The organism is Micromonospora sp. NPDC126480 (assembly GCF_040302465.1).
In the GTDB taxonomy this organism is placed as follows: Bacteria; Actinomycetota; Actinomycetes; order Mycobacteriales; family Micromonosporaceae; genus Micromonospora.
This window is the reverse complement of record NZ_JBEORU010000026.1, coordinates 76,681-101,434: the sequence shown is the minus strand read 5'-3', so window position 1 is coordinate 101,434 and position 24,754 is coordinate 76,681. Positions and strand designations below refer to the sequence as shown.

19 protein-coding genes are annotated in these 24,754 nt (G+C 72.9%); 10 read left to right on the top strand and 9 right to left on the bottom strand.

Annotated elements, in window-relative coordinates; genetic code table 11:
* Positions 1-1,195 precede the first annotated feature (1,195 nt).
* Genes ABTW87_RS22570 through ABTW87_RS22555 form a run of 4 tightly spaced genes read right to left on the bottom strand, consistent with a single transcriptional unit; the run spans position 1,196 to position 5,313 of the window.
* Complete coding sequence (locus ABTW87_RS22570) at positions 1,196-2,140, bottom strand: ABC transporter substrate-binding protein (RefSeq protein ID WP_350652924.1); 945 nt, start codon at positions 2,138-2,140, stop codon at positions 1,196-1,198.
* On the bottom strand, positions 2,140-3,120 hold the full coding sequence (locus tag ABTW87_RS22565; protein WP_350652923.1) for an ABC transporter ATP-binding protein: 981 nt from the start codon (positions 3,118-3,120) through the stop codon (positions 2,140-2,142). Before ABTW87_RS22565 ends, ABTW87_RS22570 begins: the two co-directional genes overlap by 1 nt.
* A 37-nt stretch (positions 3,121-3,157) precedes the next feature.
* Positions 3,158-4,270 carry a FecCD family ABC transporter permease gene (locus ABTW87_RS22560; protein WP_350652922.1) on the bottom strand — a complete coding sequence of 371 codons (1,113 nt, stop codon included), beginning with the start codon at positions 4,268-4,270 and terminating at the stop codon, positions 3,158-3,160.
* Complete coding sequence (locus ABTW87_RS22555; RefSeq protein WP_350652921.1) at positions 4,267-5,313, bottom strand: FecCD family ABC transporter permease; 1,047 nt, start codon at positions 5,311-5,313, stop codon at positions 4,267-4,269. The genes ABTW87_RS22560 and ABTW87_RS22555 overlap by 4 nt, the downstream gene beginning before the upstream one ends.
* 118 nt (positions 5,314-5,431) lie before the next feature.
* Between ABTW87_RS22555 and ABTW87_RS22550 the strand changes: the two genes are divergently transcribed.
* Positions 5,432-5,791: a YciI family protein gene (locus ABTW87_RS22550; protein ID WP_350652920.1), complete on the top strand. Its 360-nt coding sequence runs from the start codon at positions 5,432-5,434 to the stop codon at positions 5,789-5,791.
* A gap of 3 nt (positions 5,792-5,794) precedes the next feature.
* Here ABTW87_RS22550 and ABTW87_RS22545 read toward each other — a convergent pair whose 3' ends face one another.
* Complete coding sequence (locus ABTW87_RS22545; RefSeq protein ID WP_350652919.1) at positions 5,795-6,166, bottom strand: cytidine/deoxycytidylate deaminase family protein; 372 nt, start codon at positions 6,164-6,166, stop codon at positions 5,795-5,797.
* 135 nt (positions 6,167-6,301) lie between these two features.
* On the opposite strand from ABTW87_RS22545, the gene hrpA reads away from it, so the two are divergent.
* Positions 6,302-10,312, top strand: a complete 4,011-nt coding sequence (gene hrpA, locus ABTW87_RS22540; RefSeq protein ID WP_350652918.1) for an ATP-dependent RNA helicase HrpA — start codon at positions 6,302-6,304, stop codon at positions 10,310-10,312.
* A 4-nt stretch (positions 10,313-10,316) separates the two neighbouring features.
* Here the strand turns inward: hrpA and ABTW87_RS22535 are convergent, their stop codons facing one another.
* Entirely contained in the window at positions 10,317-11,246 is a 930-nt protein-coding gene (locus tag ABTW87_RS22535) for a LysR family transcriptional regulator (protein WP_350652917.1), read from the bottom strand.
* A gap of 77 nt (positions 11,247-11,323) precedes the next feature.
* Here ABTW87_RS22535 and ABTW87_RS22530 point away from each other — a divergent pair, with 77 nt between their 5' ends.
* The 6 genes from ABTW87_RS22530 (at position 11,324) to ABTW87_RS22505 (ending at position 18,136) form a co-directional block, all read left to right on the top strand.
* A complete protein-coding gene (locus ABTW87_RS22530; RefSeq protein ID WP_350652916.1) occupies positions 11,324-12,016 on the top strand; it encodes a succinate dehydrogenase cytochrome b subunit in 693 nt (230 codons plus the stop codon).
* Between the two features lie 2 nt (positions 12,017-12,018).
* Entirely contained in the window at positions 12,019-13,950 is a 1,932-nt protein-coding gene (locus ABTW87_RS22525) for a fumarate reductase/succinate dehydrogenase flavoprotein subunit (protein WP_350652915.1), read from the top strand.
* A complete protein-coding gene (locus ABTW87_RS22520) occupies positions 13,947-14,711 on the top strand; it encodes a succinate dehydrogenase/fumarate reductase iron-sulfur subunit (RefSeq protein WP_350652914.1) in 765 nt (254 codons plus the stop codon). Before ABTW87_RS22525 ends, ABTW87_RS22520 begins: the two co-directional genes overlap by 4 nt.
* Positions 14,712-14,843: 132 nt before the next feature.
* Positions 14,844-16,028, top strand: a complete 1,185-nt coding sequence (locus tag ABTW87_RS22515; RefSeq protein ID WP_350652913.1) for a zinc-dependent alcohol dehydrogenase — start codon at positions 14,844-14,846, stop codon at positions 16,026-16,028.
* The gene (locus ABTW87_RS22510) at positions 16,025-16,894 is read left to right on the top strand and encodes an SDR family NAD(P)-dependent oxidoreductase (protein WP_350652912.1); all 870 of its coding nucleotides are present in this window, start codon (positions 16,025-16,027) and stop codon (positions 16,892-16,894) included. Before ABTW87_RS22515 ends, ABTW87_RS22510 begins: the two co-directional genes overlap by 4 nt.
* Before the next feature lie 93 nt (positions 16,895-16,987).
* Entirely contained in the window at positions 16,988-18,136 is a 1,149-nt protein-coding gene (locus ABTW87_RS22505; RefSeq protein WP_350652911.1) for an MBL fold metallo-hydrolase, read from the top strand.
* Positions 18,137-18,280: 144 nt separating this feature from the next.
* On the opposite strand, the gene ABTW87_RS22500 is transcribed toward ABTW87_RS22505, so the two are convergent.
* From ABTW87_RS22500 to ABTW87_RS22490, 3 genes are all read right to left on the bottom strand, one after another.
* Positions 18,281-18,961 (bottom strand): PIG-L deacetylase family protein, encoded by a 681-nt coding sequence (locus tag ABTW87_RS22500; protein WP_350652910.1) that lies wholly within the window; start codon positions 18,959-18,961, stop codon positions 18,281-18,283.
* Positions 18,958-19,887, bottom strand: coding sequence for a methionyl-tRNA formyltransferase (locus ABTW87_RS22495; RefSeq protein ID WP_350652909.1), 930 nt, complete (start codon positions 19,885-19,887; stop codon positions 18,958-18,960). The genes ABTW87_RS22500 and ABTW87_RS22495 overlap by 4 nt, the downstream gene beginning before the upstream one ends.
* 120 nt (positions 19,888-20,007) lie before the next feature.
* A complete protein-coding gene (locus tag ABTW87_RS22490) occupies positions 20,008-21,519 on the bottom strand; it encodes a deoxyguanosinetriphosphate triphosphohydrolase family protein (protein WP_350652908.1) in 1,512 nt (503 codons plus the stop codon).
* 62 nt (positions 21,520-21,581) lie between these two features.
* Here ABTW87_RS22490 and ABTW87_RS22485 point away from each other — a divergent pair, with 62 nt between their 5' ends.
* Entirely contained in the window at positions 21,582-24,002 is a 2,421-nt protein-coding gene (locus ABTW87_RS22485) for a Tex family protein (protein WP_350652907.1), read from the top strand.
* Between the two features lie 228 nt (positions 24,003-24,230).
* Complete coding sequence (locus ABTW87_RS22480; RefSeq protein ID WP_350652906.1) at positions 24,231-24,656, top strand: hypothetical protein; 426 nt, start codon at positions 24,231-24,233, stop codon at positions 24,654-24,656.
* Positions 24,657-24,754: the final 98 nt, after the last annotated feature.

The window sequence follows — 24,754 nt, the reverse complement described above, 5'->3', positions numbered from 1 at the left end:
CAAAACCGGCACCCACTACGACGAAACCACCGCCTGGGCCCACCGCACCCAACCCGCCGCCGCTTGACGCCCCAACGACATGGGATGTCTGACCCCCACGCCACCCCGCGGCCGCCCCTGCCGCGGCAGCCGCCGCGGCGGCCCCGGCTGCCGCTGCCGGGGAAGATCACGCTCGATCGCACATGTAGTGGCCTCGCGAGCACCGGGAGGCCACTACGTGCGCCCCGGGGCGTGATCTTGCGAGGGTGCGGCAGGGTTATCCACAGGGGACAGCGGCAGGGCGCCCGATCGGGCACCGTCAGGGCATGCCCAAGTCTCCTCGACGGCCGCCCCAGCTTCGCGGCCGGATCTTCCGTGGTTCCACGGCCATCTCCCGCGGGTTGCTCACCCGGAACGATCTCCGCAGCACGGCGTGGCGACCGCTCTTCCGCGACGTCTACGCCGACGCGGCGCTTCCGCTCACCCATCAGTACCGGTGCGCAGCGGCGATCCGCTGGCTGGCCCCGGCGGGATCCGCCATCGCCGGGCGCGCGGCCGCCGCACTGTACGGCGTCGGCTCGTACCCTCTCGACGAGCCCATCGACGTGTTGCTTCCGGACGGTCCGCAGCCGCGCCCCGACGGGTCTCCCGGTCCGGCCGGCACCGCGCGCCCCGCCCGCCACGTGGTGGGGACGCGGCGTCCGGTGCGCCGGCGGCGAGCCGGACTGCGCTTTCACCAGGGTCACGTCGATGGCGACGACCTGCGGGACCGGGCCGGGATCACCGTGACCGCTCCGACGCGCACCTGCTGGGACCTGGCGCGCTGGCTGGACCTCGTGGAGGCCGTCGTGGTCATCGACGGCCTGCTGTCCCGCCGCCTCACCGACGTAGGCGCCCTGCGCGAGTACGCGCTCGCCCGAGCCGGCCGTCGGGGCTGGCGAGCGCTGCTCAGGGCGGTCGACCTCGCCGACGGAGGCGCTGAGTCGCCGCAGGAGTCCCGCACCCGGGTCCGGCTCGTGCTCGCCGGGCTGCCCGACCCCGGACGCAGTGGGTCGTGTCCGACCGTGGTCGCTTCGTCGCCCGCCTCGATCTGGCCTTGCCGCTCGTCAAGATCGTGCTCGGGCACAGAAGTAGTGGCCTCCCCGTCACGGGGAGACCACTACTTCACCGACCTAGCGCGATCCTGCGGGCCCGGGGGCGGCCAGGGGCGGCACGGTCACGCCGACAGGTACTTCGCCAGGTCGTCGATGATCTTGTTGGCGGCGCCGACGCCGATGCCGGTCATCCAGATCTCGTCGGAGACGACGTGCGCCTTGCCGGCCTTGACCGCCGACAGGCCCTGCCACAGGTTGCCCGCCGTGAGCTTGGTCTGCTCGGCGGCGGCCTTCTCGCCGTACGCGGTCACGAAGATCACGTCGCCGTCGACCTCGCTGATCCGCTCGGGGCTGACCAGGTCGAAGCGCTTGTCCTCCTTGTCGGCCAACTGCTGCCGCTCGGGGCGGCCGAGCCCGGTGTCACCGATGACGATGCCGGAGAACGAGTCCGGCCCGTAGACCCGGATGTTGCCCGGAACGAAGCGAACGATCGACACCTTGCGGTTCGCGGCGTCGCCGAGCGCGGCACCGAAGTCCTTCGCCCGCTTCTCGTACGCCGCCAGCAGGTCCTTCGCCTCCTGCTCCTTGCCGAGCGCCTGGCCGTCGAGCAGGAAGTTCTCCTTCCAGGTGATGCCCACCTTCTCGGTGAAGACGGTTGGCGCGATCGCCGACAGCTCGTCGTAGAACTTCTCCTGGCGGAACTTGCTGCCGAGGATCAGGTCGGGCTTCAGGGCGTTGATGGCCTCCAGGTCGGGCTCGGTGAGCACCCCGACCTCCTTGATCCCGGCGAGCTTCTCCTCGCCGAAGTAGGTCGGCCAGCTCTTCGCCTCTCCGGCGGTGGCGGCGCCGACCGGGGTGACGCCGAGCGACAGCGCAGTGTCGATCTTGTCGGTGTCGAGCACCACGACGCGCTTGGGCTCGGCGGGTACCTTCGTGGTGCCCATGGCGTGGGTGATCTCCCGGGTCTCCCCGGTGGCGGTGCCGGCGACCGGGTCGCTCTCACCGCAGGCGGTGAGGGCGACGCCAAGGGCGAGCGCCGCGGTGAGGGCGGCGGCGAGACGACGCATCAGTGTCCTTTCGAGGGGTACGAACCGGCGCGCGGCGGTGCCGCGTCGTCGGCGGAGGGGCGGGCAGCCGGAGCGGCGCCCGCGACGATCGGGTCGGTACGGGTTCCCGCCGCGCTCGGGTCGGCGGCGCCCGCGGCCGGTCCAGTGCCCGCGGCCGAGCCGGCGACCCCGGCCGGCGCGGCGCCGGCCGGCTGGGCCAGCGACGGGCTGGTGAGGCCGGGCACCACCAGCGGGGCGCCGGTCACCGGGCACGGCACGACGACGCAGTCGAGCCCGAACACGTCCCGGACGAGTTCGGCGGTGAGGATGTCCCGCGGCGGCCCGGCCGCGACCACGGCGCCGGAACGCATGGCGACCAGGTGATCGGCGTACCGGGCGGCCTGGTTGAGGTCGTGCAGCACGGCGACGACGGTCCGGCCCCGCTCGGCGCGCAGGCGGTGCAGCAGGTCCAGCACCTCGACCTGGTGGGCCAGGTCGAGGAAGGTGGTCGGCTCGTCGAGCAGCAGCGCCTCGGTGTCCTGGGCCAGTGTCATCGCGATCCAGACGCGCTGCCGCTGCCCGCCGGACAGGGTGTCGACGGGGCGGTCGGCCAGCCCGGCGACGTCGGCGAGGGCCATGGCCCGGTCCACCGCCGCCCCGTCCTCGGCCGACCACTGCCGCCACCACCGCTGGTACGGCTGCCGTCCCCGTCCGACCAGGTCGGCGACGGTCACCCCCTCGGGGACCAGCGGGCTCTGCGGGAGTACGGCGAGCCGCCGGGCGACCTCACGGGTGGGCAGATCCCGGATGGCGGCCCCGTCGAGCAGCACGGTGCCCCGGCGGGGCGCGAGCAGCCGGGCCATGGTGCGCAGCAGCGTGGACTTCCCGCAGGCGTTCGGCCCGACGATGACGGTGAACGCGTCGCGGGGCAGGTCGAGGTCGAGCCCGTCCAGCACCGTCCGCTCGTCGTAGCCGGCGACCAGGTCGCGGGTGGAGAGCATCACGCCTCCTTCCGAGGGCGCGGGACAACAGGGGCCGTCACGACGGCCTCCGGCGACCGCGGAGCAGCAGGAACATGAGGTACGGGCCGCCGATGGCGGCGGTGAGCACCCCGGCCGGCAACTGGGTGGGCGCGAACAGCCGGCGCCCGGCGAGGTCGGCGAGCACCAGCAGCAGCGCGCCGAGCAGTGCCGCGCACACCAGCGGCGGGCGTTCGGCGCGGACCAGTCGCCGGGCCAGTTGCGGTGCGACCAGGGCGACGAAGTCGACCGCGCCGACCTGCGCGGTGACCATCGCGGCGACCAGCACGCCGGTCGTGGCCAGGCCGATCCGGCGGGCCACCGGGCGCAGCCCGATCCCGCGCGCGGTGTCGTCGTCCAGGGCGCTGCTGTTGAGGGCCCAGCCGGCCCAGGCCAGCACCGGCGCCAGCACCAGGAGGGTGCCGGCGATCCAGAGCGATTCGTTCCAGCCCTTCCCGGCGAGCGTGCCGATCAGCCAGATCTGCGCCCGCAGCCCGTCGATCGGGTCGGCGGTGAGCATGACCACCTCGGTGAGCGCCCGCAGCGCGAACGCCACCGCCACACCGGCGAGCACGAACCGCTGGGCGGCCAGCCCGTGCCGGGCGCCGAGGGCGAGGAGCAGACCGGCGGCGACCAGTCCACCGGCCAGGGCGCTCGGCGCGACCAGCACGGCGCCGGCGCCGCTGGTCAGGGCCACCGTGGCGGCGAGGCCCGCGCCCTGGGTGATGCCGATGACGTCGGGGCTGGCCAGCGGGTTGCGCGCCACGCTCTGGATGAGGGCGCCGGCCACCCCGAAGGCCGCGCCGGCCGCCGCCGCGAGCACCAGCCGGGGCAGTCGCAGGTCGAGCACCACCAGGTCGTACGGGGTGCCGGCGCCGGAGAGCGCCCGCAGCACGTCCCCGGCGGCCACGAACGGGGTGCCGAGGGAGAGGCTGAGCACGCCGGCCGTGAGCAGCAGCACCAGCAGCACGGTGGCGACCAGCACCGAGCGGCGGCGGACCTGCACGGCGGCCGCGCCGATCCGCAGCAGCGACCGCCCGGGCAGCGCGGCGACCGGGGCGCTGCCCGGCCGACCGCCGGTGGCACGCGGCGGAGCGGGGGCGCCGGAGGCGGGACGCGCCGCGGCGTTCACGCGGTCACCACCTTCGCGCGGCGCACCAGAACCGCCAGCAGGGGCGCGCCGAGCAGGGCGGTGACGATGCCGGCCGGCACCTCCCCGGGTGGATCGACGAGGCGGCCCACGACGTCGGCACCGAGCAGCAGCGCCGGCCCGAGCAGGGCGGAGAGGGCGAGGGTCCAGCGGTGGTCGGCGCCGACCAGCGCGCGGGCCAGGTGCGGGACGGCGAGCCCGACGAACGCGATCGGCCCGGCGGCGGCGACCGCGGCGCCGGTGAGCAGCACGGCGGCGGCGCCCCCGGCGAGGCGGACGAGCCCGATGCGGTGGCCGAGTCCGCGTGCCACGTCGTCGCCGAGAGCGAGCGCGTCGAGGCCCCGCGCGACGACGGCGGCCAGCACCAGGCCGGCGAGCACGAACGGGAGCACCTGCGCGGCGACGGACACGTCCCGGCCGGTCAACCCGCCGACGACCCAGAACCGGTACTCCTCGAAGGTGCGCGCGTCGATGCTGAGCAGCGCGTACACGATCGAGGCGATGCTGGCGTCGAGAGCCGCGCCGACGAGCGCGAGGGTGACCGGGCTGGCGCCCTCGCGGGCGCGGGTGGCGACGGCGAACACGAGCACACCGGCGCCGAGCGCCCCGGCGATGCCGAACCAGACGTAGCCGGCGAGGGTGGAGACGCCGAAGACCGAGATGGCCAGCACGACACCGAGCGAGGCTCCGGCGCTGATGCCGAGGATTCGCGGCTCGGCGAGCGGGTTGCGGGTGAGCGCCTGCAGCAGCACCCCGGCCACCGCGAGCGCGAGCCCGACCGCGAGGCCGAGGGCGGTGCGCGGCAGCCGCAGGTCGCGGACGATCGTGCTGGCCTCGCCGCCGTCCGGGGCGACGAGCGCGTGCCACACCTGGTCCACCGGGATCGGCCGGCTGCCCAGGGCGAAGCTCGCCAGCACGGCCAGCACCAGCGCGAGGGCGGCCACGGCGGTGACCGCCAGCCGGCGGCCGACGCGCCCACGGGTGGTGGATCCGGCCGGGGCGGGCCGGGCGGCGAGGGTGGTCAACGACTCTCCTGCACGGGGTACTTAGGAACGCCTAACCTTAGCCGACCTGCTACGACGTTCCTAACCGGCGGCCGTCGATAGCGACGAGCCGGCGGCCGGCACGCCTTAACCTCAAGGGATGCGATTCGACCAGCACACGGTCGTGCTCCTGGTGCGGCCGGCGGACGCACCGGAGCTGCCGCAGGACGCGCTCGACCGGATCCAGGACGCCCATCTGGCCCACCAGGCCGGGTTGGCGGAGCAGGGGCTCGTCCTGGCGGCCGGGCCGTTCCTCGACGCGGACGACGAGCGGCTGCGCGGCTTCGTGGTGCTCTCCGTGTCGCCCGACGAGGCCCGCGAGCTGTACGCGAACGATCCGGCGGTCCGGGCGGGGCGGCTGGTCGTACAGGTGATGAGCTGGATGGTGCCGGAGGGCATCCTCCGGTTCGAGGGCGTGCCGCTCCCCCGCTCGATGCTGGAGGCGGCGGCCGGCGACTGACCCCTACCCGGGCGGTAGGGCGGCGAGCGGGACAGCCGTGAGGGCGTCCAGCGGGCCGGTGATCACCCGGAGGTCGGGGTAGAGGTCGCGGAGCAGTTGCCGGCAGCCGTCGCACGGCGGGACGACCTCGCGGCCCCGGTCGGCCACGGCGACGATGGTCTCCAGCTCGGTGACGCCCTGGGTGGCCGCCGCGCCGACCGCCACCACCTCGGCGCACGCGCCGCCGGCCTCGTGGTGGACGTTCACCCCGCTGAAGACCCGCCCGTCGGCGGTCCGCGCGGCGGCCGCCACCGTGTGGCGGGCGTTGCGGCAGCGCAACTTCGCCACCGCCGTGGCCGCCTGCACCAGCGCCCGGTCGGTGTCCCGCATCGTCATGGTCCCGCCCCCCCCGTGGTCGATGTCGGCGCCTCACTCTAGAGCGCCCCCGCCGAGCCGGGAGGGCGGCGCCGGGCCCGCCGGCCGGTAACCCGGGGGCGGCGCAGCGGCGGGCTGCCTATCCTTGGCGGCGACATGCAGAAAGAAGCCGCCTCCGACGCCGTCCGCGACCTGCACCGCCGGCTGAGCACCCTGATGTTCCGCGACCAGCGTCGCCTGCAGCGGCGGCTGGACGGGGTCCGGAAGCTGCGCGACCCGCAGCGCCGGGAATCCGCGCTGGCCGAGATCGCGGCGGACGTGGCCCAGGCCGAGGCGCGGATCGCGAGCCGGCGGACGGCCGTGCCCACCATCACGTACCCGCCCGCGTTGCCGGTCAGCGAGCGCCGGGACGACATCGCGGCGGCGATCCGCGACCACCAGGTGGTGATCGTCGCGGGCGAGACCGGCTCCGGCAAGACGACCCAGCTACCCAAGATCTGCCTGGAGCTGGGCCGGGGGGTCAACGGTCTGATCGGGCACACGCAGCCCCGCCGGCTCGCCGCGCGTACGGTCGCCGACCGGATCGCCGAGGAGCTGGGCACCGAGCTGGGCGACGTGGTCGGCTACAAGGTGCGCTTCACCGACCAGGTGAGCGACCGGAGCCTGGTCAAGCTGATGACCGACGGCATCCTGCTCGCCGAGCTGCAGACCGACCGGATGCTGCGCCAGTACGACACGATCATCGTCGACGAGGCGCACGAGCGCAGCCTCAACATCGATTTCATCCTGGGCTACCTGAAGCAGCTCCTGCCCCGCCGCCCCGACCTGAAGGTCGTCATCACGTCGGCGACCATCGAGACCGACCGGTTCGCGAAGCACTTCGCCGACGCCGAGGGCAACCCGGCGCCGGTGGTCGAGGTCTCCGGCCGGACCTACCCGGTGGAGGTGCGGTACCGGCCGCTGGTCGAGATCACCGAGAGCGGGGACGAGGACGAGGCGGACGAGGAGAACGTCCGCGACCAGATCCAGGCGATCGGCGACGCGGTGGAGGAGCTGGCCGCTGAGGGGCCCGGCGACGTCCTGGTATTCCTCTCCGGCGAGCGGGAGATCCGGGACACCGCCGACGCGCTCGGCAAGCTCGTGCAGAAGAAGCGGTCCCTGCTGGGCACCGAGATCCTGCCCCTGTACGCGCGGCTGAGCACCGCCGAGCAGCACCGCGTCTTCGCCCCGCACTCCGGTCGCCGGGTGGTGCTCGCCACCAACGTCGCGGAGACGTCGCTGACCGTGCCCGGCATCAAGTACGTGGTGGATCCGGGCACCGCCCGCATCTCCCGCTACTCCAACCGGCTGAAGGTGCAGCGGCTGCCCATCGAGCCGGTCTCGCAGGCGTCGGCCAACCAGCGCAAGGGCCGCTGCGGGCGTACGTCGGACGGCATCTGCGTCCGCCTCTACGACGAGCAGGACTTCGAGAGCCGGCCGGAGTTCACCGACCCGGAGATCCTGCGCACCAACCTCGCGTCGGTCATCCTGCAGATGACCGCGATCGGGCTCGGCGACATCGCCGCGTTCCCGTTCATCGACCCGCCCGACCGGCGCAACATCACTGACGGGGTCAACCTGCTGCACGAGCTGGGTGCGCTGGACCCGACCGAGCCCGACCCGGCGAAGCGGCTCACCGCGCTCGGCCGGCGACTGGCCCAGCTGCCGGTCGACCCGCGGCTGGCCCGGATGGTCCTCGAAGGCGAGCGCAACGGCTGCGCCACCGAGGTGGTGGTGATCGCGGCGGCGCTGTCCATCCAGGACCCCCGCGAGCGGCCGGTGGAGAAGCAGGCCCAGGCCGACCAGGCGCACGCCCGGTTCGCCGACAAGGAGTCGGACTTCGTCGCGTACCTGAACCTGTGGCGGTACCTGCGCGAGCAGCAACGGGCCCTGTCGTCGAGCGCGTTCCGGCGGATGTGCAAGGCGGAGTACCTGAACTACCTGCGGGTCCGCGAGTGGCAGGACATCGTCAGCCAGCTTCGGCAGGTGCTGCGTACCCCGGAGCGGGGCCGGCGCGAGACGGCGCCCGACGGCGGCGGGCGGGGCGGCACCGGCGCGGACCTGCCGGAGGAGATCGACACCCCGAGGGTGCACCAGTCCCTGCTGGCCGGGCTGCTGTCGCACGTCGGGCTGAAGGACGCGCAGAAGCACGAGTACCTCGGGGCGCGCGGGGCGAAGTTCGCCCTCTTCCCCGGGTCGGCGCTGTTCAAGAAGCCGCCGCGCTGGGTGATGGCCGCCGAACTGGTGGAGACCACCCGGCTGTGGGGCCGGGTCAACGGCCGGATCGAGCCGGAGTGGGTCGAGCCGCTCGCCCAGCACCTGGTGAAACGCAGCTACAGCGAGCCGCACTGGGAGAAGAAGCAGGCGGCCGTCATGGCGTACGAGAAGGTGACGCTGTACGGCATCCCGATCGTCACCTCCCGCAAGGTCACCTTCGGCCGCATCGACCCGGCGCTGAGCCGGGAGCTGTTCATCCGGCACGCCCTGGTCGAGGGTGACTGGTCCACCCACCACCAGTTCTGGGCCGACAACCAGCGGCTGCTGGACGAGGTGGGGGAGCTGGAGAACCGGGCCCGGCGGCGGGACATCCTGGTCGACGACGAGACGATCTTCCAGTTCTACGACGAGCGGATCCCCGCCGACGTGGTCTCCGGGCGGCACTTCGACGCCTGGTGGCGCAAGGAGCGGCGGCAGCGGCCGGAGCTGCTCACCTTCACCCGGGAGCTGCTGGTCAACGCCGGCCGGGGCGGGGTGGACGAGACCGACTACCCGGACGAGTGGCGGGCCGACGGCGTCGCCCTGCCGCTGACGTACACGTTCGACCCCGGTGCCCCGACCGACGGCGTGACCGTCGACATTCCACTGCCGCTGCTCAACCAGGTGCCGGCGGAGAGCTTCGACTGGCAGGTGCCGGGGCTGCGTGAGGACCTCGTCATCGCGCTGATCCGCTCGCTGCCCAAGGCGATCCGGCGCAACTTCGTCCCGGTGCCGGACTACGCCCGCGCCGCCCTCGCCGCGCTGCCCGCCGGCGAGGAGCCGCTGCTGGACGCGCTCACCCGGCAGCTGCGCCGGATGACCGGCGTGACCGTACCCCGGGACGCCTGGGACGTGGCGAAGCTGCCGCCGCACCTGCGGGTCACCTTCCGGGTCCTCGGCGACGACGACAAGCCGGTCGCCGAGGGCAAGGACCTGCCCACGCTGCAACGCCAGCTCAAGGCGGAGGTACGCCAGGTGGTGGCCGCCGCCGCGCCCGACGTCGCCCGCACCGGGCTGACCGAGTGGGGCATCGGCGCTCTGCCGCGCACGATCGAGCAGGTCCGGGCCGGGTACGCGGTGACGGCGTACCCGGCGCTTGTGGACGAGGGCGCGACGGTCGGCGTGAAGGTGTTCGACTCCCCCGCCGAGCAGGAGGCCGCCCACTGGGCGGGCACCCGCCGGCTGCTCCGGCTGACGGTGCCCTCGCCGGCGAAGTTCCTGCAGGGGCGGCTGTCGAACGAGGCGAAGCTGGCGCTGTCCCGCAACCCGCACGGCGGCGTACAGGCGCTGATCGAGGACGCGGCCGGCGCGGCGATCGACAAGCTGATCGCCGACGCGGGTGGGCCGGCATGGGACGCCGAGGGCTTCGCGGCGCTGCGCGACCGGGTCCGCGCCGACCTGGTGGACACCGTCGTGGAGGTGATGAACCGGGTGCGCCGGGTGCTGGCCGCCGCGTACGCGGTCGAGCAGCGCCTCGGCGCGACCCGGAACCTCGCCGTGGTGGCCGCCCTCGCCGACATCCGGGCGCAGCTGGGCGGCCTGGTCCACGCCGGCTTCATCACCGAGACCGGGTACGCGCGCCTGCCCGACCTGCTGCGCTACCTCACCGCGATCGAGCGCCGGCTGGACCGGCTGCCCGGCAACCCGGCCCGCGACAAGCAGCAGCAGGACCGGATCGCGGTGGTGCAGAAGGAGTACGCGGACCTGCTGGCCGCCCTGCCGCCGACGAAGCGGCAGTCGGCGGCCGTCCGGCAGATCCGCTGGATGATCGAGGAGCTACGGGTGAACGTCTTCGCCCAGGCCCTGGGCACCCAGTACCCGGTGAGCGAGCAACGCATCTACCGGGCGATGGACGACGCCGAAGCCCGCTGACCCGTCAGAGGGGTTCGACGCCCGGCGGGAGCTCGTCCGCGGCGGTGGCGTCCTGGACGTACTCCAGCAGGATGCGGCGGAGTTCGCGGCCGGCGTGGGTGGGGACCACATCGCGGCGGCGGGCCACCGCGATCGTGCGGCGTACGCCGGGCGGGGCGAGCCGGGTCACCCGGACGCCACCCCGGCGCGCGACGACGCTGCCGGGCACCAGGGCGGCGCCCAGCCCGGCCTCGACGAAGCTCAGCACGGCGTCCAGCTCGCCGCCGTCGACGGAGATCCGGGGCTCGAAGCCGGCGTCCCGGCAGGCCTGGAGGGTGGCGTCGCGCAGGTCGTAGCCCTCGCGGAACATGACAAGCGGCTGGTCGCGCAGGTCGGTGACGCGTACCTCGTCGGTGGGGTACGCGCTGCCCAGCGGCCCGACGCTGGCCACGACCAGGCTCTCGGTGAGGATCGGATCGGTGCGCAGTCCCGGGTCGGTGCCGGCGGCCGGCATAATGATCAATGCCAGGTCCAGATCGCCCCGGAGCAGGTCGCGCACCAGATCCTGCGAGCCGCCCTCCTCCACCCGCAGGTCCACCGTGGGGTGGGCGTCCCGGAAGCGGCGCAGCACCGGCGGGGCCAGTGAGGTCGCCAGGCTGGGGGTGGCGCCGAGGCGTACCCGGCCGCGCCGCAGGCCGACCAGCTCCTGCACCTCGCGGGTGGCGGTGTCCACGTCGGCGAGGATCCGCTTGGCCAGCGGCAGCAGCACCTCCCCCGCCGCGGTGAGGCCGATCTTGCCCCTTACCCGTTCGAAGAGCGGGGTGCCGAGGTCGGTCTCCAGCGCGTGAATTTGCTTACTCAACGAGGGCTGCGTTATGCCGACGAGGTCGGCCGCCTGGGTGAAATGTCGTACTTCTGCGACCGCTACGAAGTACCGGAGCTGATGCAGCTGCATCTACATAGCCTACGGCTATGAAGACTGCGGGGTCGATGCATTGGACGACTGATCAAACTGCTCCTAGCGTCGGTCGTGTGGTAGTCACGACGAGAACACGGTCGCCCATCCGCTCCAACGTCGGCCTCAAGGCCGTCATGGCGGTGACGGGCATTCTCCTGGTGCTGTTCCTCATCGCGCACATGCTCGGCAACCTGAAGATCTTCACCGGATCCGAGGACTTCAACCACTACGCGCACTGGCTGCGCGAGCTGGGCGAGCCCCTTCTCCCGTACGGCTGGTACCTGTGGCTGCAGCGCGGCGTGCTGCTGGTGGCGCTGGTCGCCCACATCTGGGCCGCGACCGTGCTGGCGCTGCGCGCCCGGGCCGCCCGCCCGGTCAAGTACGCCCACCGCAAGAAGGTCCGGGGCAGCTACGCCGCCCGCACCATGCGCTGGGGCGGTGTGATCATCGCCCTCTTCGTGGTCTACCACATCCTGGACCTGACCACCGGTCACCTGAACCCGGTCGGCGACCCCGCCCGGCCCCAGGCGAACGTGGTGGCGGACTTCGCCCCCGAACGCTGGTACGTGACGCTCTTCTACACCCTCGCGGTCGTCACCCTCGGCTTCCACCTGCGCCACGGCGCCTTCAGCGCGCTGCGCAGCCTCGGCCAGCAGACGCCGAAGGGCGAGGCCCGGGCCCGGACCTTCGCGCTCGTGTTCGCCGTCGCGCTCAGCGCCGGCTACCTGGTGGTGCCGTTCGCCGTACTCATCGGATTGGTGCGTTGATCATGGATCTCTACCGCGAAGGCGACCCGGTCGCCGACACCAAGGCTCCCGACGGCCCCATCGAGACCCGCTGGGAACGCCGCCGCTTCGAGGCCAAGCTGGTCAACCCGGCGAACCGGCGGAAGATGACGGTGATCGTGGTCGGCACCGGCCTGGCCGGCGGCTCGGCCGCGGCGACCCTCGCCGAGCAGGGCTACCAGGTCAAGTCCTACTGCTACCAGGACAGCCCGCGCCGGGCCCACTCGATCGCCGCGCAGGGTGGCATCAACGCCGCCAAGAACTACCGCAACGACGGCGACTCGGTGCACCGCCTCTTCTACGACACCGTCAAGGGCGGCGACTTCCGGTCCCGGGAGTCGAACGTGCACCGGCTCGCCGAGGTCTCGGTGAACATCATCGACCAGTGCGTGGCGCAGGGCGTCCCGTTCGCCCGCGAGTACGGCGGCCTGCTCGACACCCGCTCGTTCGGCGGCGCGCAGGTCCAGCGCACCTTCTACGCCCGGGGCCAGACGGGCCAGCAGCTGCTGCTCGGGGCGTACCAGGCCCTGGAGCGGCAGATCGGCCTGGGCAACGTGGAGATGAACTCCCGGCACGAGATGCTGGAGCTGATCGTCGTCGACGGCCGGGCCCGGGGCATCGTCGTCCGGGACCTGGTCACCGGCGAGATCGCATCCGAGTTCGCCGACGCGGTGGTGCTCGCCTCCGGCGGGTACGGCAACGTCTTCTACCTCTCCACCAACGCCAAGGGCTGCAACGTCACCGCCACCTGGCGGGCGCACCGCAAGGGCGCCTACTTCGCCAACCCCTGCTACACGCAGATCCACCCGACCTGCATCCCGGTCTCCGGCGACCACCAGTCGAAGCTGACCCTGATGAGCGAGTCGCTGCGCAACGACGGCCGGGTGTGGGTGCCGAAGGCCAAGGGTGACGACCGCCGGCCGAAGGACATCCCCGAGGACGAGCGGGACTACTACCTGGAGCGGATCTACCCCTCCTTCGGCAACCTGGTGCCCCGGGACATCGCCTCCCGGGCCGCGAAGAACGTCTGCGACGAGGGCCGCGGCGTCGGCCCCGGCGGGCTCGGCGTCTACCTGGACTTCGCCGACGCGATCCAGCGGCTCGGCCGCAAGGCCATCGAGGCGAAGTACGGCAACCTCTTCGAGATGTACGAGCGGATCACCGGCGAGGACCCGTACGAGGTCCCGATGCGGATCTACCCGGCCGTGCACTACACGATGGGCGGCCTCTGGGTCGACTACGACCTCCAGTCGACCATCCCCGGCCTGTTCGTGATCGGTGAGGCGAACTTCTCCGACCACGGCGCGAACCGGCTCGGCGCCTCGGCGCTCATGCAGGGCCTCGCCGACGGCTACTTCGTCCTGCCGAACACCATCGCCAACTACCTGGCGGCCGGACCGTTCGACACCGTCGAGGCGAGCCACCCGGCGGCGGTCGAGGCGCGGCGCGCCGTCGAGGACCGGATCCAGCGGCTGCTGGCGGTGAACGGCGACCGGACCGTGGACTCGTTCCACCGGGAGCTGGGCCAGATCATGTGGGAGCACTGCGGCATGGAGCGCTCCGAGGCCGGCCTGCGCAAGGCCATCGACGAGATCCGGGCGCTGCGCGAGGAGTTCTGGCAGCGGGTGCGGATCATCGGGGACGCCGACGGGCTCAACCAGTCGTTGGAGAAGGCCGGCCGGGTGGCCGACTTCTTCGAGCTGGCCGAGCTGATGTGCATCGACGCCCTGCACCGCGAGGAGTCCTGCGGCGGCCACTTCCGGGCCGAGCACCAGACCCCCGACGGCGAGGCGCAGCGCGACGACGAGCGGTTCGCGTACGTGGCGGCCTGGGAGTACGGCGCCGAGCAGCCGGTGCTGCACAAGGAAGACCTGCTTTTCGAATACGTCCACCCCACGCAGCGGAGCTACAAGTGAACCTGACCCTGCGCATCTGGCGCCAGAACGGCCCTCAGGACAAGGGTCGGATGGTGACCTACCAGGTCGAGGACATCTCCCCGGACATGTCCTTCCTGGAGATGCTCGACGTGCTCAACGAGCGGCTGATCCTCGCCGGCGAGGAGCCGGTGGCGTTCGACCACGACTGCCGCGAGGGCATCTGCGGCATGTGCGGCCTGATGATCAACGGCGACGCGCACGGGCCGCAGCGCGGCACCACCGCGTGCCAGCTGCACATGCGGCAGTTCTCCGACGGCGACACGATCGACATCGAGCCCTGGCGGGCCCGGGCCTTCCCGGTGATCAAGGACCTGGTGGTCAACCGCAACGCGTTCGACAAGATCATCGCGGCCGGCGGCTTCATCACCGCCCCGACCGGCAGCGCCCCCGAGGCGCACTCGGTGCCGGTGGCCAAGGCGAACGCGGACGCCGCCTTCGAGTCGGCGGCCTGCATCGGCTGCGGCGCCTGCGTGGCGGCCTGCCCGAACGGCTCCGGCATGCTCTTCACCGCCGCCAAGATCACCCAGCTCTCGCTGCTGCCGCAGGGCCAGCCGGAGCGGTACACCCGGGTGATCGACATGGTCGACGCGCACGACGAGGCCGGCTTCGGCGGCTGCACCAACGCCGGCGAGTGCACCGTGGTCTGCCCGAAGGGCATCCCGCTGAACACCATCGGCCGCCTCAACCGCGACTACCTCGCCGCCACCGCGAAGGGCCGCGACAACACCCCCGGCTCCTGACGGCTCCGGCCGGGCCGGTACGGGCCGCCGCACCCACGAGGCGCGGCGGCCCGTTTCGTTCCCGCCTCCCGGTTCAAGCGGCGCTGCGCGGGTAGCACCCCTGCGGAGGCCGACGAGAGGGGACATCCGGGCATGAAGGCAGTGACGTGGCAGGGCAAGCGGGACGTACGGGTCGAGGAGGTGCCCGACCCCCGCATCGAGGAGCCGACCGACGCGGTGGTCCGGATCACCTCCACCGCGATCTGCGGCTCCGACCTGCACCTCTACGAGGTGCTCGGGCCGTTCCTCAAGCCCGGGGACGTGCTCGGCCACGAACCGATGGGCGTCGTCGAGGACGTCGGCCCCGGGGTCACCCGGCTCAAGCCCGGTGACCGGGTGGTGGTGCCGTTCAACATCTCCTGCGGCTCGTGCTGGATGTGCGACCGCCAGCTCTACGCCCAGTGTGAGACCACCCAGGTCACCGCCGAGGGCAAGGGCGCCGCCCTGTTCGGCTACACCAAGCTCTACGGGTCGGTGCCCGGCGGGCAGGCCGAGTACCTGCGGGTACCGCACGCACAGTTCGGCCCGGTCAAGGTCCCGGACACCGGCCCCGACGAGCGCTGGCTCTACCTCTCCGACATCCTCCCCACCGCCTGGCAGGCCGTGAAGTACGCAGACACACCGCCCGGCGGCACCCTCGCCGTGTTCGGGCTCGGCCCGGTGGGCCAGTTCTGCGCGCGGATCGGCCGGCACCTCGGCGCCGGCCGGGTGATCGGCCTGGACCTCGTGCCGGAGCGCCTCGAGATGGCCCGCCGGCACGGCATCGAGGTGCTCGACGTCACCGAACTCGACGACGTGCCGGGCGCTCTGATCGACCTCGTCGACGGGCGGGGCCCGGACGCGGTCATCGACGCCGTCGGCATGGAGGCGCACGGCGCGCCGCTGGGCAAGCTCGCCCAGACCGCCGCCGGCCTGCTGCCGGACAAGCTGGCCCAGACGATGACCGACAAGGTGGGCGTGGACCGCCTCGTCGTCCTCAAGGCCGCGCTCAAGGCCGTCCGGCGCGGCGGCACCGTCTCCGTCTCCGGGGTGTACGGCGGCGAGGTCGACCCGCTGCCCCTGATGGAGATGTTCGACCGGGGCGTCCAGCTGCGGATGGGACAGTGCCACGTCCGGCGCTGGACCGACGAGATCATCCCGCTGCTCGCCCGGGACGACGACCCGCTGGGGGTGGAGGACCTGCGGACCCACCAGCTGCCGCTGGCGGACGCGCCGCGGGCGTACGAGATGTTCCAGAAGAAGCAGGACGGGTGCGTGAAGGTCGTGCTGACGCCGTGAGCCGTACGGTGGTCGTCACCGGCGCGACAAGCGGGATCGGCCGGGCGGCGGTCCGGGAGTTCGCCGGCCGCGGGGACCGCCTGGTCCTCGCCGCCCGCGCCCCGGAGACGCTCGACCAGGTACGCGCCGAGTGCATCGCCGCCGGCGCCCATGCCGTGGCGGTGCCCACCGACGTGGCCGAGCCCGGCGCGCCGGCCGCGGTCGCCGACGCCGCCGTCGCCGAGTTCGGCGGCATCGACGTATGGGCACACACCGCGGCGGTGATGGCGTACGGCCGCTTCGAGGACACCCCGGAGCACGTCTTCGAGCAGGTGGTCCGGACCGATCTGCTTGCGACGGCCGCCGTGGCCCGGGCCGCGCTGGGGCACTTCCGGGCGTCCGGCGGGGGCACCCTTATCCTCACCGGATCGGTGCTCGGCCACATCACCGCGCCGTACATGAGCGGGTACGTGGCGAGCAAGTGGGGTGTGCAGGGGCTGGCCCGGGTGCTCCAGCAGGAGACCCGGGAGACGCCGGGCCTGCACGTCTGCGTCGTCACCCCGGGCAGCGTGGACACCCCCGTCTACCAGCGGGCCGCGAACCACCTGCGCCGGCTCGGCCGGCCGCCGCTGCCGGTCACCACGCCGGAACGGGTCGCCCGGGCCATCGTGGACCTCGCCGACAACCCGCGGCGCGAGGTGTCGGTGGGCCGGGTGAACGCCGTCATGCGGTTCGGGTTCACCGTCCTGCCCGGCGTGTACGACCTCCTGGTCGGGCCGCTGATGCGGGCCGCCGGGCTCACCGACCGGACGGTGGAGCCGCACGACGGCGTGGTCTTCGCCCCCGACCCAGCCAGCGAGCAGATCCACGGCGGCTGGCGCCGGTAAGGAAGGGCCCCCTGTTAACGCCTGCGGTAGAGCACGGGCCCCCTGTTAACACGTCCGGCTACCGTGTACTCGGGACCCGGCGGAGGGACGACGATGGCGGAATCAGCGGAGCGCGGACGTCGGAGTACGTCCGTCGGGCGACGGTTGGGCGGTGCGGCCGCGCTGGCCGCGCTGGCCGGCCTCGGGTGGGTGGCCCGGGACGTGCCGCTCGCGCTCGGCGGCCGGCTCACCGGTGCCCGGGCGGAGCGGGCCGCCAGCTCGCCGCAGTACCGCGACGGCACGTTCCGCAACCCGGCGAGCAGTCGCTCGATGGCCGGGGCGCCGGACCGCAACCTCATCCGTGAGCTGATCTTCGGCAAGCAGAAGCGCCACCCCAGCGCGCCGGTGCCGTTGCTGCGCCCGCCGCCGGTGCCGGCGACCCCCGACACGCACCATGAGCTGAACGTCGTCTGGTACGGGCACGCGTCCGCGCTGATCGAGATCGAGGGGCACGCCGTGCTGATCGACCCGGTGTGGAGCGACAGGTGCTCGCCGTCCGCTCTGGTCGGCCCGAAGCGCCTGCACGAGCCACCGGTCCGCCTCGACGAACTGCCCCCGCTCACGGCGATCCTGATCTCCCACGACCACTACGACCACCTCGACCTCGCGACCGTACGCGAGCTGACCGCCCGGCAGGACGCGCCGTTCGTGGTGCCGCTCGGCGTCGGCGCCCACCTCGACCGGTGGGGCGTCCCGGAGCACCGGATCGTCGAGCTGGACTGGTCGGAGGACCACGACCTGGGCGGGTTGACGCTCACCGCGACCCCCGCCCAGCACTTCTCCGGTCGAGGCCTGCGCCGCGACGGCACCCTCTGGAGTTCGTGGGTGATCGCCGGCGCCCACCGGAGCGTGTTCTACACCGGAGACTCCGGCTACTTCGACGGGTACCGGTCGATCGGCGCCGCGTACGGGCCGTTCGACGTGACGCTGATGCAGATCGGCGCGTACGACCGCGCGTGGCCGAGCATCCACATGTTCCCGGAGGAGGCCGTCGGCGCGCACCTGGACCTGCGGGGCGGGCTGCTGATCCCGGTGCACTGGGCGACCTTCAACCTCGCGCTGCACGACTGGTCCGAACCGGTGGACCGGCTCTGGGCCGAGGCCAAGGCCCGGGATGTACGGCTGGCGGTGCCCCGGCCGGGCGAGCGGGTGGTGGTCGACGATCCGCCGCCGGTGGACGGCTGGTGGCAGGCGGTCGCCTGAGCACATCTCACAGCGGCGCAGGCGGCCAACCGTCGGCATGGTCGAGGCGGCGTCTTCGCGGCCCGACGCGTCCACCTCCTCCGTGGCCCGTTCGTCCGGGCCACGGAGGAGGTGGACGCGACAGGTGACTGCGGACGCCAGCGGCTACCAGTCTGCTTCGACGTTACGAATCAGCATGAACGGCTCGGCGGCATCCCGCCCGATCACCGTGCCCCAGTGTTCCGCATGCGTCCGCAGGGCACGGTCGTTGCGGGGGTGCGGCCAGTTCCGCCACTCCGACCGGTAGTGGCAGAACGCCTCGAGTTTGCGTTCCAGCGTGGCGGTAATGTCCACGAACCAGTTCGGCTGCCACCAGGTGACCGGGGCGGGGGTCCACTCCGTGCTCGATGTGGGCGCATAGGTGAACACGCGCCGCACGCACTGACCCGGCACCGGACGCGTGGCCACAGCCACCGACTCGAACACCGTGCGGTGGTCAAGGTTCACGTCGCCCTGCACGGAGTAGACGGTGTCCGGCCGAAACTCGGCGATCTGCCGCTCGATGACCTGATTGACGTCCACGTGGGGAAGGGTGTCCAGCCGCATGTCGGGTAGGTCGAGATGGACGTAGTCTCTGACCCCGAGAACCTCTGCCGCCTTGCGCGCCTCCTGACACTTCTGCCGCAGTATCTCCAGGTCGCCGGCGTACTGCGTCGACGATCCGTCGGTGACGCAGCAGATGCGCACCGCGTCGCCCCGGTCGGTGTGCCAGGCGATGGTGCCACCCATCCCGAGGATCTCGTCGTCGGGGTGGGCGGCGACGATGAGAACCCGTCGCGCGTTCATCCAAGCACCGCCCCGACAGCGAGTGCGGGGTGCATCTCGGCGTGGCGCAGGTCGGGTCCGTCGTCGACCGATGCTTCGCGCAGCAGCAGGGCCCCCTCGCCGGCAGCCACCAGGACGCCGTCGGGACGGTGGGCCAGGACGGTGCCGGCCGGCGCCGGCTCCACCATTGGTTCGGGGCGGGCGCTCCAGATCGTCACCCGGCGGGCACCGAGCCAGGTGAACGCACCGGGATACGGCCGGGTCTGCGCCCGGACCCAGGCGTCGAGGTAACCGGACCGCGTCTCCCAGTCGATCAGCCCGTCGGAGGGGATTCGCTTAGGCCAGTTGCTGGCCCGCTTCGGATCCTGCGGGATCCGCGGGGCTGTCCCGGCCGCGAGCTGAGGGAAGTAGGTGCGAACGAGCTGGAGTTCCGCCTCTGCCACCTTCGCGTAGAGGGTCGTGGCGGTCTCGTCGGGTGCGACGCTGACGGCTACCTGACCCACGATGTCGCCGGAGTCCGCGGTGGCGTCAGGGATCTCGAACAGGGTGACACCGGTGCGGGCGAGTCCGTTCAGGATCGCCCAGGCGACGGGGGCCCGACCGCGGTGCCGCGGCAGCAGCGTCGGATGCATCCCGTACGTGCCGCCGGACGGTATCGCCAGCAATTCCTCACGGACGAGTTGCGACCAGCCGACGACCCAGATCATGTCCGGTTCCAGTCGGCGTATCGCGGCGACACAGTCCGGGCTGTTGACGTTCTGGGTTTCGATGAGTCGCGCCCCGAACCGCTCAGCAGCGTCGTCATAACGACACATGCCGGAGACCTCTGGACGTACCGGGCCGGGCAGCGTGACGATGCCGGCAATCTCCGCCCCCACCTCCGCGGCGGCCTCCAGGCACGCCTTGGCGGCAGTGTCGAAACTGATCCAGACGATCCGTTTCGTCATCTATTACTCCCCTTCGTCTACAGCTTGCCCTCGGGCAACAGAGGGCACTGCACCATCATCTGCTCCAATGGCCACGGGAGCATCAAACCAGACAAACGGCGAAGGATGGCCGATTTCCGGTCAGAGAACGAAGGCGTCGGTCCACAGGGCACCGGAGCGGCCGGAGAGAGAGTCGAGCATGGCCACGGCCTGGCCGTCGGTGAGCTGGGCGACGAAGTCGATGATCGCCCGCCCCCGCGCCCTGCCGAGCCGGTCCGAGGTACGCGGGTGCAGCTCCGCCTCGGCCAGCTCGACCAGGTCGTGCAGGCGGCGCGGCAGCCGCGACTCCTCCTCGGGGTCGAGCAGCCAGTCCAGCAGCGCCTCGACCAGGGTGCCCAGCAGCCGGGCCTGGCCGCGCTGGTGCAGGGCGAGGTCCGGCCGGGCCAGCACGAACCGGTGGTGCACGAACTTGAGCACCTGCACCTCGTGCCACTGCGCCGGGGCGAGCAGCACGTGCCCGGAGCGCACCGACGGCGTCTCCACCACGGTGATGGCGTCGACGAACCGGGTCGTCCAGCGGGCGGAGAAGCGCGCGACGTACTGCTCGGCCTCGATCGACCCGTCGAAGGGCAGGGCCAGCAGCCCGTCCACCAGTTCCTCGCGGACGTGCTCGACGGCGGCGGCGAAGGCGTCGTCGTCGGCGATCCACGCGTCCTTGCGGTGCAGTTGGCGGCGCAGCCGCTCGATCGCCGAACCGGGCCGGCGGGCGGCGGTGGCCAGCGCCGACTCGGTGATGGCCCGCAGGTGACCGCTCTCGCGCTGCCAGGCGGTCAGCTCGGCGGCCACCGCGCCCTGCTGGAGCACACCGACCCGGTAGAAGTCCTCCACGTCGTGGATCGCGTACGCGATGTCGTCGGCGGTGTCCATGACCGACGCCTCGACGGTCTGCTGCCAGTCGGCGATCCGCCCGGCGAACGGCTCCCGTGCCTGGCGCAGGTCGTCCAGCTCGGTCCGGTACGCCCCGAACTTCGTCGACCCGCTGGCCGGGTCGTCCGGCGGCGGGGCGGCGCCGCGCGGGGCCGGGTCGAGCAGGCGCGGGTGCGGGTCCGGGTGGTCCAGCCGGGTCCACGGGTACTTCAGCATGGCCGCCCGCACGGCGGCGGTCAGGTCGAGGCCGGTGGTCGCGGCGCCGCGGATCTCCGTCGAGGTGACGATCCGGTACGACTGGGCGTTGCCCTCGAACCCGTCGGCGAGCCCGAGGCGCTGGCGGGCCAGCCGGTCCAGCACCCGCTCCCCCAGGTGCCCGAACGGCGGGTGACCCAGGTCGTGGGCGAGCGCGGCGGCCTCGACCACGTCCGGGTCGCAGCCGCCCAACTTCTCCAGCAGGTCGTGGTGCCGGTCGTCGGCGGTGAGTCGTTCGGCGATCGCCCGGGCCACCTGCGCCACCTTGAGGCTGTGGGTGAGCCGGTTGTGCACCAGCAGGCCGGAGCCGCCGGGGCTGACCACCTGGGTCACACCGTTCAGGCGGGTGAAGAAGGGCGAGCCGACGATGCGGTCCCGGTCGGCCCGGAACGGGCTCGCCGCCAGGTCGCCCAGCGTCCGCGCGCTGCCGCCGAAGAGCCGCCGCGCCCGGGGCTCCGCAGGTGGTTCCATGATCGCAACGGTAGCCCGGCAGAATGCAGGGCGGAAACCACTCCCGAAGGCGGATCGAGATCGTGACCCTCTCTGTTCATCAGCGGATCGCCGAGGAGCTCGGCGTCGCCGAGCGCCAGGTACGCGCGGCCGTGGAGCTGCTCGACGGCGGCGCGACCGTGCCGTTCATCGCCCGCTACCGCAAGGAGGCCACCGGCCTGCTCGACGACACGCAGCTGCGCACGCTCGAGGAGCGGCTGCGGTACCTGCGCGAGCTGGACGAGCGGCGCGCCGCGATCCTGGAGTCGATCCGCGGCCAGGGCAAGCTCGACGAGGCCCTGGAAGCGCAGATCATGGCGGCCGACTCGAAGTCGCGCCTGGAGGACATCTACCTGCCGTACAAGCCGAAGCGGCGGACCCGGGCGCAGATCGCCCGGGAGGCCGGCCTGGAGCCGCTGGCCGACACGCTGCTCGCCGACCCGTCGCGGGACCCGCGCGAGACGGCCGCCGGGTTCGTCGACGCGGACAAGGGCGTCGCCGATGAGGGCGCCGCGCTGGACGGCGCCCGCGCCATCCTGATCGAGCGGTTCGCCGAGGACGCCGACCTCATCGGCACGCTGCGCGAGCAGATGTGGTCGCGAGGCCGGCTGGTCTCCCGGGTACGCGAGGGGCAGGAGACCGTCGGCGCCAAGTTCGCCGACTACTTCGACTTCGCCGAGCCGTACCCGAGGCTGCCCTCGCACCGCATCCTCGCGATGTTCCGGGGCGAGAAGGAGGGCGTGCTCGACCTGACCATGGACCCGGAGCCGGAGGGCGACTCCGACGCGCCGGTGAGCGGCCCGACCCGGTACGAGGCGGCGATCGCCGGCCGCTTCGGGGTCAGCGACCGGGGCCGCCCGGCCGACCGGTGGCTGGCCGACACGGTGCGCTGGGCCTGGCGTACCCGGATCCTCATCCACCTCGGCGCGGACCTGCGGATGCGGCTGTGGCAGGCCGCCGAGGAGGACGCCGTCCAGGTCTTCGCCACCAACCTGCGCGACCTGCTGCTGGCCGCGCCGGCCGGCGCGCGGGCGACGATGGGCCTGGACCCGGGCCTGCGGACCGGCGTCAAGGTCGCCGTCGTCGACGCCACCGGCAAGGTCGTCGCCACCGACACGATCTACCCGCACGAGCCGCGCCGGCAGTGGGACGCCTCGATCGAGACCCTCGCCCGGCTGGCCGCCGCGCACCGGGTCGAGCTGGTGGCGATCGGCAACGGGACCGCCAGCCGGGAGACCGACAAGCTCGCCGGTGACCTGATCAAGCGGCATCCGCAGCTCCACCTCACCAAGATCGTCGTCTCCGAGGCCGGCGCCTCGGTCTACTCGGCATCCGCGTACGCGGCGCAGGAGCTGCCCGGGCTGGACGTGTCGCTGCGCGGCGCCGTCTCCATCGCCCGCCGCCTCCAGGATCCCCTCGCCGAACTGGTCAAGATCGACCCGCGGTCGATCGGCGTCGGGCAGTACCAGCACGACCTGTCCGAGGTGAAGCTGTCCCGGTCGCTGGACGCCGTGGTCGAGGACTGCGTCAACGCGGTCGGCGTCGACGTGAACACCGCGTCCGCGCCGCTGCTCACCCGGGTCTCCGGCATCGGCGCCGGGCTGGCGGAGAACATCGTCCTGCACCGGGACGCCAACGGGCCGTTCCGTACCCGCGCCGACCTGCGCAAGGTGGCCCGGCTGGGCCCGAAGGCGTTCGAGCAGTGCGCCGGCTTCCTGCGGATCCCCGGCGGCGACGACCCGCTGGACTCCTCCAGCGTGCACCCGGAGGCGTACCCGGTGGTGCGGCGGATCCTCGCCGCCACCGGGCAGGACCTCCGGTCGATGATCGGGAAGAGCACGATCCTGCGCGGGCTGCGGGCCACCGACTTCGTGGACGACACGTTCGGCCTGCCCACCGTCACCGACATCCTCGCCGAACTGGAGAAGCCGGGTCGCGACCCGCGCCCGGAGTTCAAGACGGCGACCTTCGTCGAGGGTGTCGAGACGCTCGCCGACCTCTCCCCCGGCATGATCCTGGAGGGCGTGGTCACCAACGTGGCCGCGTTCGGCGCGTTCGTGGACGTCGGCGTGCACCAGGACGGCCTGGTGCACGTGTCGGCGATGTCGCGCACCTTCGTCAAGGACCCGCACGAGGTGGTCAAGTCCGGTGACGTGGTGAAGGTGAAGGTGCTCGACGTCGACGTACCGCGCAAGCGCATCTCGCTGACCCTGCGCCTGGACGACGACGCCGACGCGAGCCGGGGCGACGGCGGCCGGCGCGAGCGCGGCGGCGACCGTGGCGGCCGGCGCGGGGACGCCGGGCGCGGCGGACAGGGCGGCTCCGGCGGGCGCGGCGGGCAGGGCGGCTCAGGTGGGCGTGGCGGGCAGGGCGCTACCGCCGGGCAGCCGCGCCAGGGGCGAGGCACGACCCCGCCGGCCAACAGCGCCATGGCGGACGCGCTGCGCCGCGCCGGCCTGGCGTAGGAGCCGCGCGAGCGGAAGCCGCTGCCGTGGACGGATCGGACGTGTCGAGCCGTCCACGGCTGCGCGCACACCCCTTCACCGGTCTTCGGGTGTCTGCCGGTCGCACATTCCTGCCAGCGCCCTGTCGAGCTGCCCTCGCCCATGGGGCGCGGCACGGGCGCCCGCTGGTTCCCGAGGACGGCAGAACCACCAGAACCACCCGGAAGTCGACCGCGTACCGTCTCGGTCGTGGGTGAGCGGGACGGCCGGGACTGGCGGGAGCAGCGGCGGCGGGCGGTGGCCGCCCACGCCGCGGCCGACGAGAGCCGGCGGGCCGCCGAGACCGCGGAGGCGGCCGAGCTGGTCGCCTGGTTCGTCGCGGAGGCCCACCGGCGCGGCCTGCCACCGGAGCGCCTGACGGCCCGGTCGTACGACGGGCGGGGCCCCTACCGGACGCGGCTGCGCGGCTGGTACATCGACCGGGGACGCACCCGGGCGGTCGACGTCGACGGCCGCTTCCACCTGCTGACCGTTCCGGGTGGCCTGCGGGCGCGGCTGTTCGGCGCGGATCCGCAGCCCAGCCCGCCGCCGCTGGTGGTCGGCGCCGGCGGGCGGGACGGCGAATCCATGCCGCTGCGGGCGATGCTCACCCGGCGGCTGGACGACGCCGGCTGAACCGCACCGCCAGGCCTGCCGCACCTTCGGCGTGAACAGGACGCCGTTCGTCCGTGGCCCCACCACAGCACGAGGATCACCCGTGTCCTCGCGTCCAC